Annotated in this window: 15 protein-coding genes; 8 read left to right on the forward strand and 7 right to left on the reverse strand. The window is 43.9% G+C overall.

The window, feature by feature from the left end; translation table 11 throughout:
• Positions 1-103: 103 nt before the first annotated feature.
• The 7 genes from rsmG to rpmH all read right to left on the reverse strand — a co-directional run bounded on the left by rsmG (position 104) and on the right by rpmH (position 7071).
• A complete protein-coding gene (gene rsmG / locus FS736_RS17040) occupies positions 104-820 on the reverse strand; it encodes a 16S rRNA (guanine(527)-N(7))-methyltransferase RsmG (RefSeq protein ID WP_144479440.1) in 717 nt (238 codons plus the stop codon).
• 23 nt (positions 821-843) lie between these two features.
• Positions 844-2727 carry a tRNA uridine-5-carboxymethylaminomethyl(34) synthesis enzyme MnmG gene (mnmG, locus tag FS736_RS17045; protein ID WP_144479442.1) on the reverse strand — a complete coding sequence of 628 codons (1884 nt, stop codon included), beginning with the start codon at positions 2725-2727 and terminating at the stop codon, positions 844-846.
• Positions 2728-2871: 144 nt separating this feature from the next.
• Positions 2872-4257, reverse strand: a complete 1386-nt coding sequence (mnmE, locus tag FS736_RS17050) for a tRNA uridine-5-carboxymethylaminomethyl(34) synthesis GTPase MnmE (protein WP_144479444.1) — start codon at positions 4255-4257, stop codon at positions 2872-2874.
• Between the two features lie 489 nt (positions 4258-4746).
• Positions 4747-5367, reverse strand: coding sequence for an RNA-binding cell elongation regulator Jag/EloR (gene jag / locus FS736_RS17055; protein WP_144479446.1), 621 nt, complete (start codon positions 5365-5367; stop codon positions 4747-4749).
• Positions 5364-6140: a YidC family membrane integrase SpoIIIJ gene (gene spoIIIJ / locus FS736_RS17060; protein ID WP_144479448.1), complete on the reverse strand. Its 777-nt coding sequence runs from the start codon at positions 6138-6140 to the stop codon at positions 5364-5366. Before spoIIIJ ends, jag begins: the two co-directional genes overlap by 4 nt.
• A gap of 162 nt (positions 6141-6302) precedes the next feature.
• Positions 6303-6665, reverse strand: coding sequence for a ribonuclease P protein component (gene rnpA / locus FS736_RS17065; RefSeq protein WP_144479450.1), 363 nt, complete (start codon positions 6663-6665; stop codon positions 6303-6305).
• A gap of 271 nt (positions 6666-6936) precedes the next feature.
• Positions 6937-7071 (reverse strand): 50S ribosomal protein L34, encoded by a 135-nt coding sequence (gene rpmH, locus FS736_RS17070; protein WP_144479452.1) that lies wholly within the window; start codon positions 7069-7071, stop codon positions 6937-6939.
• 791 nt (positions 7072-7862) lie between these two features.
• Between rpmH and dnaA the strand changes: the two genes are divergently transcribed.
• The 8 genes from dnaA (at position 7863) to FS736_RS17110 (ending at position 18656) form a co-directional block, all read left to right on the forward strand.
• Positions 7863-9209 carry a chromosomal replication initiator protein DnaA gene (dnaA, locus tag FS736_RS17075; RefSeq protein ID WP_144479454.1) on the forward strand — a complete coding sequence of 449 codons (1347 nt, stop codon included), beginning with the start codon at positions 7863-7865 and terminating at the stop codon, positions 9207-9209.
• 180 nt (positions 9210-9389) lie between these two features.
• The gene (gene dnaN / locus FS736_RS17080) at positions 9390-10526 is read left to right on the forward strand and encodes a DNA polymerase III subunit beta (RefSeq protein ID WP_144479456.1); all 1137 of its coding nucleotides are present in this window, start codon (positions 9390-9392) and stop codon (positions 10524-10526) included.
• Between the two features lie 472 nt (positions 10527-10998).
• Positions 10999-11214, forward strand: a complete 216-nt coding sequence (gene yaaA / locus FS736_RS17085; RefSeq protein ID WP_144479458.1) for a S4 domain-containing protein YaaA — start codon at positions 10999-11001, stop codon at positions 11212-11214.
• Between the two features lie 19 nt (positions 11215-11233).
• Positions 11234-12352: a DNA replication/repair protein RecF gene (recF, locus tag FS736_RS17090; RefSeq protein WP_144479460.1), complete on the forward strand. Its 1119-nt coding sequence runs from the start codon at positions 11234-11236 to the stop codon at positions 12350-12352.
• A gap of 10 nt (positions 12353-12362) precedes the next feature.
• On the forward strand, positions 12363-12611 hold the full coding sequence (remB, locus tag FS736_RS17095) for an extracellular matrix regulator RemB (protein ID WP_144479462.1): 249 nt from the start codon (positions 12363-12365) through the stop codon (positions 12609-12611).
• Positions 12612-12771: 160 nt separating this feature from the next.
• Positions 12772-14703 (forward strand): DNA topoisomerase (ATP-hydrolyzing) subunit B, encoded by a 1932-nt coding sequence (gyrB, locus tag FS736_RS17100; RefSeq protein WP_395883523.1) that lies wholly within the window; start codon positions 12772-12774, stop codon positions 14701-14703.
• Between the two features lie 212 nt (positions 14704-14915).
• Positions 14916-17477, forward strand: coding sequence for a DNA gyrase subunit A (gene gyrA, locus FS736_RS17105; protein WP_144479464.1), 2562 nt, complete (start codon positions 14916-14918; stop codon positions 17475-17477).
• Positions 17478-17570: 93 nt separating this feature from the next.
• On the forward strand, positions 17571-18656 hold the full coding sequence (locus FS736_RS17110) for an HD-GYP domain-containing protein (RefSeq protein ID WP_260983637.1): 1086 nt from the start codon (positions 17571-17573) through the stop codon (positions 18654-18656).
• Positions 18657-19001: the final 345 nt, after the last annotated feature.

Consider the following 19001-nt stretch of genomic DNA (forward strand, 5'->3'; position numbering starts at 1 on the left):
CAAAATAGGACAAAAAGCGCAAGCAAGCACGTTTGATATCTGTATTTCGATAAACTCTGCGCTCCTGACCGGCGTCCGAGATGCACGATCAGGAACAGCATTGTTATTCGATTGGCGTTTTATTCGGAGTCCCTGGTTTTCTCGGGTACTTCTTAGGTGTTGGCTTTTGTTTTTTTATGATTAAAATATTTCGCTCACTCTCTTCCACCGGCAATGTGAAAGAATGCGAAGATTCAAGTTTCCCTCCAAGAACGGAGATCGCTTTTTCGCCAGCCTGGAGTTCTTCTCCAGCCTGATTGCCCTTCATGGCGACGAATGTCCCGCCTACTTTCGCAAGAGGAAGACATAGTTCGCTAAGTACAGACATTCTTGCAACAGCCCTCGCCATCACCACTTCATATTTTTCACGATATGCAGGGTTTTGACCGAAAGTTTCGGCACGGTCATGGATGAAGGTTGTCCCCTCGAGACCCAGTTGCTTGGAAAGCTGTTCAAGAAACGTGATTCGCTTGTTCAGGGAGTCCACGATCGTGACCTTGATTTCCGGAAAAGCAATTTTAATCGGAATGCTCGGGAAGCCGGCACCTGCACCAACATCGCATAAATCGAGCGGCTTATTGAAATCAAAATAGAAAGCGGCTGAAACGGAATCATAAAAATGCTTCAAGTACACATCCGGCTTTTCCGTAATCGCAGTTAAATTCATTTTTTCATTCCACTCGACGAGCATTTCGTAATAGGTTTCATATTGCTCCATTTGCCTCTGGGAAAGCTCAATCCCCTTTTCAGCGAGCAACGCTTTAAATTGATCTGTATTCATAAGCCAACCCTTTCTGATGGTTACTACTTGATCTTCGCAATGCGTCCCTGCTCCAGATAGACGAGCAGGATGGAAATATCCGCAGGGTTCACCCCTGAGATTCTCGATGCCTGCGCCAATGTCAATGGCTGGACCTCTTTCAGTTTTTGGCGTGCTTCTGTCGCCAGTCCTGAGATCGCCTCATAATCAATATTTTCCGGGATTTTCTTATCTTCCATCTTTTTCAGCCTATCAACCTGCTGAAGCGATTTTTCGATATATCCCTCATATTTAATTTGGATTTCTGTTTGTTCTTCTATTTCGAACTCGAGCTCTCCATCCGCAGGCACGAGCTGCTTGATATGCTCATATGAAACTTCCGGACGCTTCAGGAGGTCTGAAGCACGGATTCCATCCTTCAACTCACTGCCGCCCAGCGAACGGATTAATTCCTGGACCTCGGCTGAAGGTTTGATGATGATGGATTGAAGTCGTTTCTTCTCCGCATCGATTGCATCTTTTTTCGCCAGGAACTTCTGGTATCGTTCTTCTGTGATCAGACCAATTTCATAACCCTTTTCGGTTAAGCGAAGATCTGCATTGTCGTGCCGCAGAAGCAGACGGTACTCCGCTCTCGATGTCAGCAGACGGTACGGTTCATTCGTTCCTTTTGTCACGAGATCATCAATCAATACGCCAATATAGGCATCGGCACGGCTGAGGATGACTTCTTCCTTGTCCAGAGCCTTTCTGCCGGCATTGATTCCGGCCATGATTCCCTGTCCGGCAGCCTCTTCATAACCTGAAGTTCCATTGATTTGGCCAGCAGTATAAAGATTTTTGATCAATTTAGTTTCCAATGTCGGCCATAGCTGCGTCGGTACAACCGCATCATACTCAATTGCATAGCCGGCACGCATCATCTGGACTTTCTCAAGACCAGGGATTGTCTGTAGGATTTTGTGCTGGACCTCTTCTGGCAAGCTGGTTGATAGTCCCTGCACATACACTTCCTGAGTGTTCCTTCCTTCTGGCTCCAGGAAAATCTGGTGGCGCGGCTTATCATTGAAGCGGACGACCTTATCCTCGATGGATGGGCAATAGCGCGGCCCAGTCCCCTTGATCATTCCGGAATACATCGGTGAGCGGTGCAAATTGTCATCAATCAGCTGATGTGTACGCTCATTCGTATATGTCAGCCAGCAAGGAAGCTGGTCCGTAATGTATTTCGTCGTTTCATAGGAAAAAGCACGGTGGACATCATCACCAGGCTGTATTTCTGTTTTAGAATAATCAATAGTGTCGCTGTGAACCCGCGGCGGCGTGCCAGTCTTAAAACGGACAAGGTCAAAGCCAAGCTCTTCAAGATGCTCCGAAAGCTTGATTGACGGCTGCTGGTTATTCGGGCCGCTTGAATATTTCAACTCACCAAGGATGATTTCCCCGCGCATATACGTCCCCGTCGTGATGACGACTGTTTTCGCACGGTAAATGGCTCCAGTCTGAGTAATGACCCCTTTACATTCACCATCTTCTACAATCAGGCGCTCCACCATGCCCTGTATCAATGTGAGGTTTTTCTGGTTTTCAAGCGTCTTCTTCATTTCATTCTGATAATCAAATTTATCGGCCTGTGCCCGCAATGCACGTACGGCAGGTCCCTTACCGGTATTCAACATCCTCATCTGGATGTAGGTTTTATCAATATTGCGTCCCATTTCGCCGCCAAGAGCGTCAATTTCGCGCACAACGATTCCCTTTGCAGGTCCGCCGATTGACGGATTGCACGGCATGAACGCAATCATATCTAGATTGATGGTAATCATCGCTGTTTTTGCACCCATCCGCGCCGGCGCAAGAGCTGCCTCAACACCCGCATGGCCGGCACCCACTACAACCACATCAAAATTCCCGGCTTCATAACCCATCCTGCTGCCTCCTTTTATGCTGCTTATAAGCTAGCCACTTTAAAAATCCATAGTCATATTGTTCTATGAAAAAATTTACTGTTTTCCAGTAACGTACTATATAGAAAATTTTCGTGAAATAATTTCCTTATTTGCTCTTAAAAATTACTTTCCTAGACAGAACTGGGAAAATAACTGGTCAATCAAGCTTTCATGAACACTTTCACCAATGATTTCGCCAAGAAGCTCCCATGCACGGGTCAAGTCAATCTGGACGATATCGATAGGCGTTCCCATTTCCACGCCGCTGATCGCTTCTTCAATCGAATGTGCAGCCTGGTTGAGCAATGCGATATGACGGCTGTTGGATACATAAGTCAGATCCCCTGACTCAATCGCACCTGAAAAGAACAGTGTTGAAATTGCTTCTTCAAGCTGGTCCACACCCTGATCTTCCAGCAGCGAGGTCGTAACAAGTGAATATGGCTTCGCAAGCTCCCTCACTTCATCCATATTGATTTTCTGCGGGAGATCCGTTTTGTTGACGATGACGATGACATCCATGCCTTCGACAGCTTTAAAGATGTTCTGATCCTCTTCCGAAAGCTCATCCGAATAGTTCAGAACGAGCAAGATCAAATCCGCTTCTTTCAGAACCTGTCGGGAACGCTCGACACCAATTCGTTCGACGATATCCTCCGTCTCACGGATCCCTGCTGTATCAAGAAGTCTTAATGGAACACCGCGTACATTGACATACTCTTCGATGACATCACGAGTAGTACCTGGAATATCTGTAACGATCGCCTTATTTTCATGAACAAGGCTATTCAATAAAGAGGATTTCCCTACATTAGGCCGGCCTACAATGACAGTGGAAAGCCCTTCCCTGAGGATTTTCCCCTGCTGCGAGGTTTGCAAAAGCTTTTCAAGCTCAGCTTTTACATAGTTCGCTTTTTCCAGAAGCATATGATGAGTCATTTCCTCGACATCGTCATACTCCGGATAGTCGATATTCACTTCGACATGCGCTAGAATTTCGAGAATTTCCTGGCGCAGCTTCTGGATCAGTCTTGAAAGGCGCCCTTCCATCTGGCCAAGTGCCATATTCATCGCCCGATCCGTTTTCGCCCTGATCAAGTCGATGACTGCCTCTGCCTGGGAAAGATCGATCCGTCCATTTAAAAAAGCCCGTTTTGTAAATTCTCCTGGCTCCGCAAGTCTCGCACCCTGATTCAGGACAAGCTGGAGCACACGGTTTACAGAAACAAGACCCCCATGGCAGTTGATTTCGACTACATCTTCTTTCGTGAACGTTTTCGGCCCCCTCATGACGGAGACCATTACTTCTTCAGCAACTTGGCCAGTTTTCGGTTCGATCAGATGGCCATAATGAATCGTATGCGTAGCCGCCTCGCTAAGCCTCTTGCTTCCAACCCCTCTGAACAATCGGTCTGCTATTTCGAATGCCTGATCCCCGCTCAAACGGACAATCGCAATCGCACCTTCACCCATCGGCGTAGAGATCGCCGCAATCGTATCAAATTCCACATGCTTCACCCCACTTTTTTAAAAAAATAATATATATATAAAGATTGAAGTTTGTTTTCTACAAATTACTAGAATAACACATCAGTTTAGCGAAAAAAAGAAAGGAATCTTCTCTATCGCCAAATTATCCACAATAAATAAAATAAACTCTTTTAATTTTAACTTATCCACATGTGAATAACAATAAAACCAGGAGAGGAAATTTCGCATTGTGGAAAAACTCACAGGGAAATTCATAAGGATTTTCTGCCATTCAAAAAACTGGTAAAAATCGCGGCAAATTTCCAAGTCGCCAATAAAAACTGATTTTCGCTAGAAAACAGCTCATAATCGCCAATATAATTAAATTTTCGCCAATAAACATATTAGGCAGATCATAATCGTGATCTAAACATGATTATTCAAGTCAGATTAAGCTGCCAGGGTTCATTTTTTCATAAAATAACAACAAAAAAACCCGAACCTGGACCAGGTTCGGGTTACATTTCTTTATTTAGACGGTGCGATCACAATATGCCTGTGCGGCTCTGTGCCGTCTGAAAAAGTTTTGATTTTCTTGTTTGACATCAATGCAGTATGAATCACTTTGCGTTCATACGAAGGCATCGGTTCAAGCGCGACGTTTTGTCCGGTTCTTACTGCTTTTTGTGCCAGGCGTTCAGCCAGCTGGACGAGTGTATCGTTCCGGCGCTGACGGTAATCCTCCGCATCAAGTACCACAGTAGCGTACTGATCAGAATATCGGTTTACCACGAGCTGCGTTAAAAATTGCAGCGAATTCAGTGTTTGGCCTCTTTTTCCGATCAGCAAAGCGATTTTTTCACCTGACATCGTCAATAGGACTGTTTTTCCTTCTTTTTTCACATCCACGTCAATGGATGCACCCATTTTTTCGCCAACCGATTTCAAATAATTTACGGCTTCTTCAACAGCATCGATTTTGACTGTCACTTTGACAACAGCCGGGCGTGTGCCGAAAAGTCCGAAAATCCCCTTTTTGCCTTCATCAATTACATCAATTTCTGTGCGGTCTTTGGTTGTCTTTAATTGAGCTAAAGCGGATTCTACTGCTTCGTCGACATTTTGTCCTGTAGCAGTTACCTGTTTCACTTTTTTGCTCCTCCCGCATTGCCGGCAGCCTTTGCTTTTTTAAGATCCGGCCCTTTAATAAAGTACGTTTGACCAATCATGAATAAGTTACCTACTACCCAGTACAGTGAAAGTGCTGCTGGGAAGTTGATCGCGAATACAACGATCATGATTGGCATCAGCCAAAGCATCATCGCCATTTGCGGATTGCCTTCCTGGCCAGCCATCATCATTTTTTGCTGAATGAAAGTAGTGATACCTGCAACAATCGGCAGAATATAAAACGGATCCGGTGCACCAAGATCGAACCATAAGAAGTTATGCTCGGCAATTTCCCTGGTTCTTGAAATCGCGTGGTAGAAACCAATCAAGATTGGCATCTGGACAATCAGCGGGAAACAGCCTGCAAGCGGATTGACACCATGCTGCTGGAAAAGTGCCATCGTTTCCTGCTGAAGCTTTTGCTGTGTCTTCTGGTCCTTTGAGCTGTATTTTTCCTTCAGCTTCTGCATTTCCGGCTGCAATGCCTGCATCGCTTTCGAGCTTTTCGTTTGCTTGATCATAAGCGGCAGGATCGCAAAACGGATCAGCAAAGTAACAGCAATAATCGATAGTCCGAAGTTTCCACCGAGCCATTCGGCCATCTTGATGATTAACAGGGATAAGGGATAGACAATATATTCGTTCCAGAAACCCTTACTCTCTGGAGTGATCGGCTGGTTATACTCTGTACAGCCTGTCAGCAATGACACCACTAACACCAAGCCCAATATCAATAATATTCTTTTTTTCAAGCTTCATTTCCTCCTAACTTCCCGATACGTTCATTTATTTTCAAAAGTTTGTCCCAAATTTTATGTACATTTCCCTTTGGCTGCATAATGCAATCAAAAGTATTTTAACATCTTTTATAGGGAAGCGCTTTTAAAAAATGCAATTCGGCAAATATTTTTGCCTCAATCATTATCTCCAGTTTTCGGCTTCTTCAAAACTTTTCCGACCTTCATAACATGCTCAAGGCTTTTCTTGACCTCATGCATGTCCATTTCGGCAGTCGGCTTCCGGGCAATAATGATATAATCGTTGCCGTTGTGAACCCGGTCCTGCAATTCATGGAAAGATTGCCGGATATAACGTTTTATCTGATTTCGCATGACGGCATTGCCGATTTTTTTGCTGACTGATAGTCCGATGCGGAAATTCTCCTGCTCCGGTTTTTTCAAAATATAGACGACAAATTGCCGGTTAGCGACAGATCTTCCTTTTTTAAAAGCCTCTTGGAATTCTTTATTTTTTTTCACTCTGTAATCTTTTTTCATCTATAACACCTTCAATTCTCTATGGATCCTGTTATGTAAACTTCGCTGGAATGGCTATAAGGATTTAAAGGCTGTGTAAATCAGACTGTTGATTTTCGTTCCAGGCGCTTCGCTTTCCACTACAATCAACAGGATTTTAAAAAAGAAGTGGTACATTCACACAGCCTCTTAAAGTATATCCAAAAATAAATCCCTAAAGCCCATTTCTCAGTAAGCCCAACCCAAAATAGTATTGCCCAAAGAGAAAAAAGACCACTGACATTTCAGTGGCCTAAGCTGATAATACTTTTCTTCCTTTTTGACGACGGCGAGCAAGAACCTTACGGCCATTTGCACTGCTCATGCGAGCACGGAATCCGTGAACTTTACTGTGTTTACGTTTATTTGGTTGATAAGTGCGTTTCATATATGTTACACCTCCCTGAGGAATAGCTGTTACAGACAGTCTTTGTAATTATAAAGAGGGGCAGCATAAATTGTCAAGTGCCTATTCGGAAAAGAACCTTATTACCATATAGTAATAATTTGAATTCCCCGCCAGCTCTTTTGAAATCCTCGATGGATTTTTTCACCTGGCTTACAGATTGAAAAAAAGTATCAGGTTTCTGAAACAGTTGTTTTTCATTCCACTTAAATTTTTGAAGTAAAAGAATATTTTTTCACCAAAAGAAAATCTTATTTTATATATTTTACTTTTTTAAATTTCACTGTTTCGGAAGACCTGTGGACAAAAATCGACACCATTTTTATTATCCACATCCCTTTTTGACAGCTTTTACACAAGCCAGATGGCTGTGGACAATTATTCTCCACAGAGAGGGTGTATTGTGGATAATGTATGAAAAAGCGTTGCACCATGCTAGATTATCTGATATTATATTTGTGTTTTCACTCTTAATAATTCGATGGCAGAAATATAATTATCCACAAAATGTGGATAAACTGTGGATAGGTTATTCAGGGCTGTTGTAAAAGTTTGTCCACAGAAAGTGGATATTGTCGAAAAGCTTCTTTTCTTCCTTATTATATATTTTTCCACATTAATAGTTTTGTATATTTATTAATCAGGGGTTGTACAACGTGTATAACCTTTCGTTTTATGCTTTTCGAACAGATCTGATGCATATGGCCAAACGGCTAAATGTGAAGATCAGCCAGACATAGAGATAAAACTTACGAGAAAAGGAGGGAAAATTGTTGGAGAATATTGCAGATCTCTGGAATAATGCTCTCGCTAAAATCGAGAAAAAGATCAGTAAGCCCAGTTTTGATACATGGCTAAAATCAACCAAAGCACATTCGCTCCAGGGTGATGTCCTTACGATTACAGCACCGAACGAGTTTGCCCGCGATTGGCTGGAAGAGCGCTATTCCCAGCTCATCAGCGGCATTTTGTATGAAATTACTGGTGAAGAGCTTGCTGTTAAATTCATCATTCCCCAAAACCAGAATCAAGAAGATCTTGATATTCCCTTGCCGCCCAGAAGGGTCAAGAAGGAAGAAGACACGCCCGATTTGCCAGTCAGCATGCTGAATCCAAAGTATACATTCGATACTTTTGTCATTGGATCAGGCAATCGTTTCGCCCACGCGGCATCGCTTGCAGTAGCTGAAGCGCCGGCAAAAGCCTATAACCCTTTATTCATCTACGGGGGCGTAGGACTTGGTAAAACCCACTTGATGCATGCAATTGGGCACTATGTCCAGGATCATAATCCGAATGCGAAAGTGGTTTATTTGTCATCTGAAAAATTCACAAATGAATTTATTAATTCAATCAGGGACAACAAAGCAGGAGATTTCCGCGATAAATATCGTAATGTTGATGTACTGCTTATTGATGATATTCAGTTCCTGGCGGGGAAAGAACAAACGCAAGAAGAATTTTTCCATACATTCAATACTTTGCATGAAGAAAGCAAGCAGATTGTCATCTCCAGTGACCGTCCGCCAAAAGAAATTCCGACTCTTGAGGACAGGCTGAGATCCCGTTTCGAATGGGGTTTGATCACTGATATTACGCCGCCTGACTTGGAAACAAGAATCGCGATCCTGCGCAAAAAAGCGAAAGCAGAAGGATTGGATATTCCTAATGAGGTCATGCTTTATATCGCGAACCAGATCGACTCCAACATCCGTGAACTTGAGGGAGCCTTGATCCGTGTGGTCGCGTACTCTTCACTCATCAATAAGGATATCAATGCAGACCTGGCTGCCGAGGCATTGAAGGATATTATTCCGAGCTCGAAGCCAAAGGTGATTACAATCCTGGATATCCAAAGAGTCGTTGGGCAGCATTTCAATGTTAAGCTCGAGGATTTCAAAGCTAAGAAACGGACAAAATCCGTCGCTTATCCAAGGCAAATCGCCATGTACTTATCAAGGGAGCTGACAGATTTCTCTCTTCCAAAGATCGGGGAAGAATTCGGAGGACGTGACCATACAACCGTCATCCATGCTCATGAGAAAATTTCTAAAATGATTTCAACTGATACAAATCTGCAAAGGCAGTTAAAAGATATAAATGAACAATTAAGGGTTTAGGATAATGTGAATAACTCGTCATTGGTTACGCACAGTCTGTCCACATGTGGATAGGCTGTCTTTCCTTTGATCAAATCACTTATCCACAAATCCACAGGCCCTACTAGTACTTCTATTACTTTTTAAAACATATTAATATATGCATTTAAGAAAAAAATATTCCAAAACGGAGGCCAAAAAATGAGATTTATTATCCAGCGCGATTTTCTGCTGCAAAGCGTCCAGGACGTCATGAAGGCAGTAACAAGCAGAACGACAATCCCTATTTTGACTGGTATCAAGATTGTTGCAAATGAAGAGGGAGTAACTCTTACAGGCAGCGATTCCGATATTTCCATTGAATCTTTCATTCCTAAAGAAGAAGCAGGGGATGAAATCGTTGAAATCAAACAGCCAGGATCCATTGTTCTGCAGGCGCGTTTCTTTAGTGAGATCGTTAAAAAGCTTCCGACAGACACAGTGGAAATCGAAGTCCATAATAATCTGCAGACGATCATCCGTTCTGGAAAATCCGAATTCAACCTTAATGGCCTTGATGCAGAAGAATATCCACACCTTCCGCAAATTTCGGAAGAGCATGTATTCAAGATTCCGACAGACTTATTAAAAGGGCTGATCCGCCAGACTGTCTTTTCAGTGTCCACCTCAGAAACACGCCCGATCTTGACAGGTGTAAACTGGAAGGTCGAAAACAATGAACTGATCTGTATTGCAACAGACAGCCACAGACTGGCATTGCGAAAGGCAAGGCTAGAGGCTGACAATACCGAGAACTACAACGTGGTAATTCCAGGAAAAAGCTTGACTGAGTTGAGCAAAATCCTCGATGACAGCTCTGATTCAGTCGATATCGTCATTACCGAAAACCAGGTTTTATTCAAAGCCAAGCATCTGTTATTCTTCTCAAGATTGCTTGAAGGAAACTATCCTGACACAGGACGGCTGATTCCGACTGAAAGCAAAACAGATGTTGTCGTGAATACAAAAGAATTCCTGCATGCTATTGATCGTGCTTCATTGCTCGCTAGAGAGGGACGAAACAATGTCGTCAAGTTTTCCACAATCGAAGGCGGAGCCATCGAAGTTTCTTCCAACACACCAGAAATCGGTACTGTTGTCGAAGAAATCCAGAGCCAGTCTATCGATGGTGAAGAACTGAAAATCTCTTTCAGCGCCAAATATATGATGGACGCCTTAAAAGCACTAGAGGGAACAGAAATCCAGATCAGCTTCACAGGCGCGATGAGACCATTCGTCATCCGTCCGCTTCATGATGATTCCATCCTGCAGCTGATCCTGCCTGTAAGAACTTACTAATTCCATAACGCCACCAGTTTTATTGCTGGTGGTTTTTTTTATAAATGAAAAATAGACTTTATTTTAGACAAAAATGATATTTAGCACCTGTTGATTGCAGTGGAAGGCGCGAAGACTCCTCGAAATTGCTAACGCATTTCCTTCGTGCGTGGGCCGGTTCAAGCGAAGCCAAATCAATGTCCTGCGGGATCAGCTGGATAGGAGAGACCTAGGTGAAATGATTCACGTGAGGAATCATTTGCACCCCGCAGACGCCAAAGGCGGCGAGGAGGCTCAGCGCCAGTTAGGAAGAATTGCCTTTTGAAAAAGCCGGCAGTTGGACTTTTTCATTATTCTTCCAGCAGAAAGCGAAGCGCCTGGAACGAAAATCAAAAGGCCAAGGTTATAGGCAAAAAATAAGAAAATTTGTTTCTATGGAAAATATTTAGTAAAATAAAGTATTAAGTCCTTTTGGAAGAAAAGGGTGAGAATCGTGAATGAGGAAATAAAAATCGATACCGAATACATTACGCTTGGCCAGTTCCTTAAATTAGCCGATGTGATCCAATCCGGCGGAATGGCAAAGTGGTTTTTAAGTGAACACGATGTTTTTATCAATGGTGAACAAGATCAGCGAAGAGGAAGAAAGCTTCGTTCCGGAGACCAGGTTGCAATACCTGGATTTGGCGAGTTCGTCATAATGCAATAATCCAGAGGATGAACTGTTCATGTATATAGAGGAACTGCAATTAAGGAATTACCGCAATTACCAGGGGCTCGAGGCGACATTTGAAAATAAGGTGAATGTCATCCTTGGCGAAAATGCCCAGGGGAAAACAAATGTCATGGAATCCATCTATGTGCTTGCAATGGCAAAATCACATCGGACCTCAAATGATAAAGATTTGATTCGCTGGGACGAGGAATATGCTAAAATAGAGGGACGGATTAAAAAAACAAACGGATCGCTGCCCATGCAGCTTGTCATTTCCAAAAAAGGCAAAAAGGCAAAAGTCAACCATCTGGAGCAGCGCAAGCTAAGCCAGTATGTTGGCAACATGAATGTCGTCATGTTTGCACCAGAGGACCTGAACCTTGTAAAAGGTAGCCCTCAGGTAAGAAGACGATTTGTCGATATGGAAATAGGACAGGTATCGGCAGTCTATTTGCATGACATCAGCCAGTACAATAAAATCCTCCAGCAGCGGAATCATTATCTCAAGCAGCTGCAGATCAAAAAAGCGACAGACCAGACGATGCTTGATATCCTGACTGAACAATTTATCCAGGCGGCCGCGAGGATCATTCTTAAGCGGTTTGAGTTCCTGAATTTGCTCGAACAATGGGCATTGCCCATCCATCAGGGAATTTCAAGAGGGCTGGAAGACCTGAAAATCATCTATAAACCCTCTGCAGAGGTATCAGAAGGTGATGATTTGTCGAAAATGATAGCAGTGTATGAAGAAAAATTTGCTAAAATAAAGACAAGAGAGATTGACCGGGGAACGACGATGTTCGGTCCGCACCGGGACGATCTGCAATTTTTCGTCAACGGCCGGGATGTCCAGACTTTCGGATCCCAGGGACAGCAGCGGACGACTGCGCTTTCGGTGAAACTGGCTGAAATCGAATTGATCAATGCGGAGATCGGTGAGTATCCAATCCTCCTGCTTGATGATGTCCTGTCTGAGCTGGATGATTATCGCCAATCCCATTTATTGAATACCATCCAGGGGAAAGTTCAAACCTTTGTCACCACCACCAGTGTGGATGGGATTGACCATCAGACATTAAGGGAAGCGGCCACATATAACGTGAAGACCGGCGAAATGTCAAGAATCCAATGAGGTGGACACGATGTATTTGCATGTTGGTGAAGAGGTCCTTGTCAGGACGAAAGATATCATAGCGATATTAGACATTGAAAGCGCCGGTGCTTCTCCTTTCATGGAGGAATTCATCGCGCGGCAGGACAGGGAGATTGTCCAGCTGGCCAAAGGGTCGGCCAAATCAATCGTCGTAACAGGCAATCATATATATTATTCCCCACTGGCATCAGGGACTTTGAAGAAACGCTCACAAAAATTATCCGTTCAGGAGTTTTAATAGATCGGCTTATCCGCAAAAAATGTCGGAAAACACGATGTGTGCGGAAATGCCCACTTGAAATGATTGTAGCTGGGAAATTTTCAGTAAATCCGCTGTTTTATTTTACAGAACCGATTTAGAAAAAAGATGAGTGAAATTGAAAGTGTAGGTGATCGATATGGCAATGGAGGAACAACAATCCATGCAGGGACAAGCGTATGATGAAAACCAGATACAAGTGCTCGAAGGCCTGGAAGCGGTACGCAAACGTCCAGGAATGTATATCGGATCAACGAGTGGAAAAGGTCTGCACCATCTTGTATGGGAAATCGTTGATAATAGTATAGACGAAGCTCTTGCAGGCTACTGTGATGAAATAAACGTCATAATCGAAGAAGATAACAGTATCACTGTAAAGGATAATGGCCGCGGAATCCCTGTCGGTATCCACGAGAAAATGGGACGTCCTGCGGTTGAGGTCATCATGACAGTCCTTCACGCCGGCGGTAAATTCGGCGGCGGAGGCTATAAGGTATCCGGAGGACTCCACGGCGTTGGTGCATCTGTTGTCAATGCCCTGTCTACGTATCTGGAAGTATTTGTCCACCGTGATGGCAAAGTCCATTACCAAAAATTCGAACGAGGTGCTGTCGGTGATCCGTTGAAGATCATTGACGAAACGGACCATACGGGAACAACTGTCCACTTTAAGCCTGACCCGGAAATATTCACTGAAACATTGGAATATGACTATGATACGCTAGCAAACCGCCTGCGCGAGCTTGCCTTCCTGAACAGGGCAATCAAGATTACGATTGAGGATAAGCGCGGCGAAGGCAAAAAGAATGAGTATTACTACGAAGGCGGAATTAAATCGTATGTTGAGCATTTAAACCGCACGCGGGAAGTACTCCATGAAGATCCAATCTATATTGAGGGTGAAAAGGAAGGCATCACTGTCGAGGTCGCTCTCCAATATAACGACAGCTACACTGGCAACATCTATTCTTTCGCGAATAATATCCACACGTATGAAGGTGGAACGCATGAATCAGGCTTTAAGACAGCTTTGACTCGTGTCATCAATGACTATGCCCGTAAGCATGGCATCTTCAAGGAAAGTGACTCCAATCTTTCCGGAGATGATGTTCGTGAAGGCCTGACGGCAATCGTGTCAGTCAAGCACCCTGACCCTCAGTTCGAAGGCCAGACGAAAACAAAACTTGGTAATTCGGAAGTCCGTACGGTAACAGACACGCTGTTTTCCGACCACTTCGAAAAATTCATGCTTGAAAACCCGAATGTCGCAAGGAAGATTGTCGACAAAGGCTTAATGGCAGCAAGAGCCAGACTCGCTGCGAAAAAGGCGCGTGAACTGACCAGAAGAAAGAGTGCGCTCGAAATTTCAAGTTTGCCGGGCAAACTGGCTGACTGTTCTTCAAAGGATCCGTCAATCAGTGAAATATATGTCGTAGAGGGTGACTCTGCGGGTGGTTCCGCCAAGCAGGGCCGTGACCGCCACTTCCAGGCAATCCTGCCATTGCGCGGGAAAATCCTGAACGTTGAAAAGTCACGTCTGGATAAAATCTTATCCAATAACGAGGTAAGAGCAATCATTACGGCAATCGGAACAGGAATCGGCGAAGATTTCGACCTTTCCAAAGCCCGTTACCAAAAAATCGTCATTATGACTGATGCCGATGTCGATGGCGCTCATATCCGTACTTTATTATTGACGTTCTTCTACCGTTATATGAGAAAAATTCTTGAAGCTGGTTACATTTATATTGCCCAGCCGCCATTATATAAAATCCAGCAGGGTAAAAAAATCGAGTATGCTTACAACGACAAGCAGCTTGAACAGATTCTCGCAGAGCTTCCGCAGCAGCCAAAACCGGGCATCCAGCGCTATAAGGGTCTTGGCGAAATGAATCCAGAACAGCTTTGGGAGACGACAATGAACCCTGAGACACGGACCTTGCTCCAGGTAAACCTTGAGGACGCAATCGAGTCGGATGAAACCTTCGAAATCCTCATGGGAGACAAGGTAGAGCCGCGACGCAATTTCATCGAGCAGAATGCACTTTATGTAAAGAACCTGGATATTTAATAAGGCTCTTTTTGAAAAGTACGATTCTTTTTCCAGGATAGAAGGTACGGCCTCTATCCTGATTTTTCTTGAAAAAGGCTGCATTGAACCGGGGTGCGAAGCCCCTGTCTTCTTATGGAATAATGATATGTAATTTGATTACTAGATTAGTGACTGGCATTCGCGCTAAACCTAAGCGCCTTTGCTTTTCGTCTAAAGGAGGTTTCTCTTAAATGGCTGAGACACCAAACTCTCGTGTGAAAGAGATTAATATTAGCCAGGAAATGCGTTCATCCTTCCTGGATTATGCCATGAGTGTAATCGTAGCTCGTGCGCTTCCGGATGTCCGTGACGGCTTAAAGCCCGTACATAGAAGGATTCTATATGCAATGCATGATCTCGGCATGCATTCAGACAAGGCCTATAAAAAATCGGCGAGGATCGTCGGTGAAGTAATTGGTAAGTATCATCCGCATGGTGACTCTGCTGTATACGACACAATGGTCCGTATGGCGCAGGATTTCAACTATCGCTATATGCTAGTCGATGGACATGGAAACTTTGGATCTGTCGATGGCGATGCTGCAGCGGCAATGCGTTACACAGAAGCACGTATGTCCAAAATTTCGATGGAGCTTTTGCGTGACATCAATAAAGATACAATCGACTATCAGGATAACTATGACGGTTCTGAAAGAGAGCCGATTGTCATGCCTTCAAGGTTCCCGAACCTGCTTGTCAACGGTACTTCCGGCATCGCGGTCGGCATGGCAACTAACATCCCGCCGCATCAGCTTGGCGAGGTTATTGATGGCGTATTGGCCATCAGTAAAGATCCTGACATGACCATCATGGAATTGATGGAAATTATCACAGGGCCTGACTTCCCGACAGCAGGATTGATTTTAGGGCGCAGCGGAATCCGTAAAGCTTATGAGACTGGCCGCGGTTCGATTACCCTGCGAGCGAAGGTTGAAATCGAACAGAAATCAAATGGCAAGGAAGTCATTATCGTCAGGGAACTTCCATACCAGGTCAATAAAGCCAAGCTGATTGAGAAAATCGCTGAATTAGTCCGCGACAAGAGGCTTGACGGCATCACAGACTTACGGGATGAATCTGACCGTAAGGGTATGAGGATTGTAATTGAAGTTCGCAAGGATGCGAATGCCAATGTCCTTTTAAATAACCTTTATAAACAAACTGCCTTGCAGACAAGCTTTGGTATCAACCTTCTTGCTTTAGTCGATGGACAGCCGAAGGTTCTTAACCTGAAGCAATGTCTGACATACTATCTTGACCACCAGGTAGTCGTCATTCGACGCCGCACGGAGTTTGAACTCAGGAAGGCAGAAGCCCGTGCCCACATTCTCGAAGGGTTGCGAATCGCACTTGATAATCTTGATGCGGTCATCAGCCTGATCAGAAGCTCACGCACGACAGATATCGCAAGAGAAGGATTGATGACACAGTTCAATCTATCCGAAAAGCAAGCACAGGCCATTCTTGATATGCGTCTGCAGAGGCTTACAGGCCTGGAACGCGAAAAGATCGAAGAAGAGTTCCAGAACCTTATGCAGCTGATCGCAGAATTGAAAGCAATTCTTGCTGACAATGAAAAGGTACTTGAAATCATCCGTGAAGAGCTTCTTGAAATCAAAGAGCGCTTCAATGATGAGCGCCGCACGGAGATTGTCTCAGGCGGTCTTGAAATGATCGAGGACGAGGATCTGATTCCTCGTGAAAATATTGTCATCACTCTTACCCATAACGGCTACGTAAAACGCCTGCCAGTATCGACATATAGGGCACAGCGCCGCGGCGGCCGCGGAATCCAGGGGATGGGTACGAATGAAGATGATTTCGTTGAACACTTAATCACGACCTCCACTCACGATACAATTCTTTTCTTTACAAACAAAGGAAAGGTATATCGTTCGAAGGGTTACGAAATCCCTGAATTCAGCCGTACAGCGAAGGGAATTCCAATCATCAACCTATTGGAAATCGAGAAAGGTGAATGGGTTAACGCCATCATTCCTGTTTCAGAATTTGTGGATGACTGGTTCCTGTTCTTCACAACCAAAGAAGGAATTTCAAAACGTTCACCACTTTCATCATTTGCGAATATCCGCAACAATGGACTGATTGCCCTTAACCTGCGTGAAGGCGATGAATTGATTTCCGTTCGTCTGACAGATGGAAGCAAAGAAATGATCATCGGCACAAAAGATGGCTTACTGATCCGCTTCCCTGAAACAGATGTGCGTTCCATGGGCCGTACAGCCACTGGGGTAAAAGGAATCACCCTGTCTGAAGGTGACGAAGTTGTCGGCATGGAAGTCCTTGAAGAAAGTGCCGAAATCCTTGTTGTCACCAAGAACGGTTACGGCAAGAGGACACCTTCCGAAGAATACAGAAGGCAAGGGCGCGGCGGTAAAGGAATCAAGACATGCAATATCACCGATAAGAATGGTGACCTTGTCACGATGAAGGTTGTGACAGGTGAGGAAGACCTGATGCTGATCACAACAGGGGGCGTGCTGATCCGAATTCCTGTAAGCTCGATTTCCATGACAGGTCGTAATACACAAGGTGTTAAACTCATCAGTCTGAACAAAGCAGAAAATGAGTATGTTGCGACAGTCGCGAAGGTCGACAAGGAAGAAGATAAGCCGGAAGAACTGGAAGAGGATGAGAATGCAGAAGCAATCGTCGACCCAGAAGAGGTTGGCAGTGAAGAAGCAGAATCAGCCGAAACAGCAGAAACACCAAACGAATCAGAAGAAGAATAAACTTTTTAAGAGGAACACAAAAATGTGTTCCTCTTTTTTGGCAAAATAAAGTAAAATAATTGTAAGAAAATTAAAATTCCGGAGTGGATAGCCTTGCGCGTACTAGTAGACAACCTAAAAGAGGGCTGTATCCTTACTGAAGATGTTCTAAGTAAAACGAATAGACCCATCATGAGCAAGAAAACAGTCTTATCAGAGCAACTAATCGATATTCTGAAAGTCTTTCTGGTCAAGGAAGTAGAAGTAGAGAAAACGCTGGTGAATGGATTGCCATGCACAGCCCCTTCGACTGGAAAAGATAAGAATCTTTCATTGAATTCCGACAGGACCGAACGTACTTTTGTTGAGTTGTTTTTACAGGCCAAACAGGAGTTCAAGAAAGAATTCATTTCCTGGCAATCAGGAATGCAGATTGATATTGCCAAACTAAGGTCGATCATTGTCCCGCTTATTGAGCAAACTGACATGAGTTCGTCGGATATATTCAACCTTCATCATTATTCTACCAAGACTGAATATCTCTATGACCATCCATTGGCGGTAGGGGTTATCAGTGCTTTCATCGCAAAAAAATTAAATTACAGCAAAGGGGAAGTGACCCAAATTGCGCTTGCTGGATGTCTTTCTGATTGCGGCATGGCAAAAATCAGCCCGAGCATCCTCAACAAAAATACAACTTTAACGGTTGAGGAATTCGAGGAAATCAAAAATCATCCAACATTTAGCTATCAGATGGTCAGGAACAGCCCATTGCTGAAGGATGCTACGAAGATTGCCATTCTTCATCATCATGAAAGAATGGACGGAAGCGGCTATCCATTCGGCGAAAAGGCAAGCAGGATCCATCCACTTGCAAAAATCCTTGCGGTGGCCGATTCATTCCACGCAATGACCTCCGAAAGGATCTACAAACCAAAGCACTCGCCATTCAAAGTGCTGGAAATGATCAATGAGGAGTTATTCGGAGAGTTTGATATAACGGCATTGAAGGCATTAAGTTCAGCGATTATGAATTATTCCGTAGGCACCAAAATCCGTCTGTCGGATGGCCAGGCTGCAGAAATCATTTTTGTTGAGGAAAAGAATCCGGCAAGGCCGCTGGTGAAATTGCTGGAGTCGGATCAGATCCTTGCTCTGGAGAAGAACAGATACTTGCATATCGAGGAAATCATCCAATAAGAGCTGGCTGTGTATGCCAGCTTTTTTATTTTCAAAGATGCTGTGAAGATATAAAAAATATGTTGAAAAATAGCTATGAAGAGAATTATTGAACAAAAATGAGAAACTGTATAAAAGGTATTGCTTTATAGTTATATGACTGATATAATCTTCAAAGTCAGTAGCGAAACAACAACTTCAATTAAATAGTTTTTGAAAAAAGTTATTGACTTATACAGCAAGAAAATGTTATATTAATAAAGTCGCTTACGGGCGACGAGGTAACAAATTGCTCTTTGAAAACTAAACAAACAAGCGTCAACAAACAATAAATTATCATGCTTCTATTAATAGAAGACATGAGCC

Origin of the sequence: Cytobacillus oceanisediminis 2691, from assembly GCF_007678455.1 — a bacterium.
Taxonomy (GTDB): domain Bacteria; phylum Bacillota; class Bacilli; order Bacillales; family Cytobacillaceae; genus Mesobacillus; species Mesobacillus oceanisediminis_A.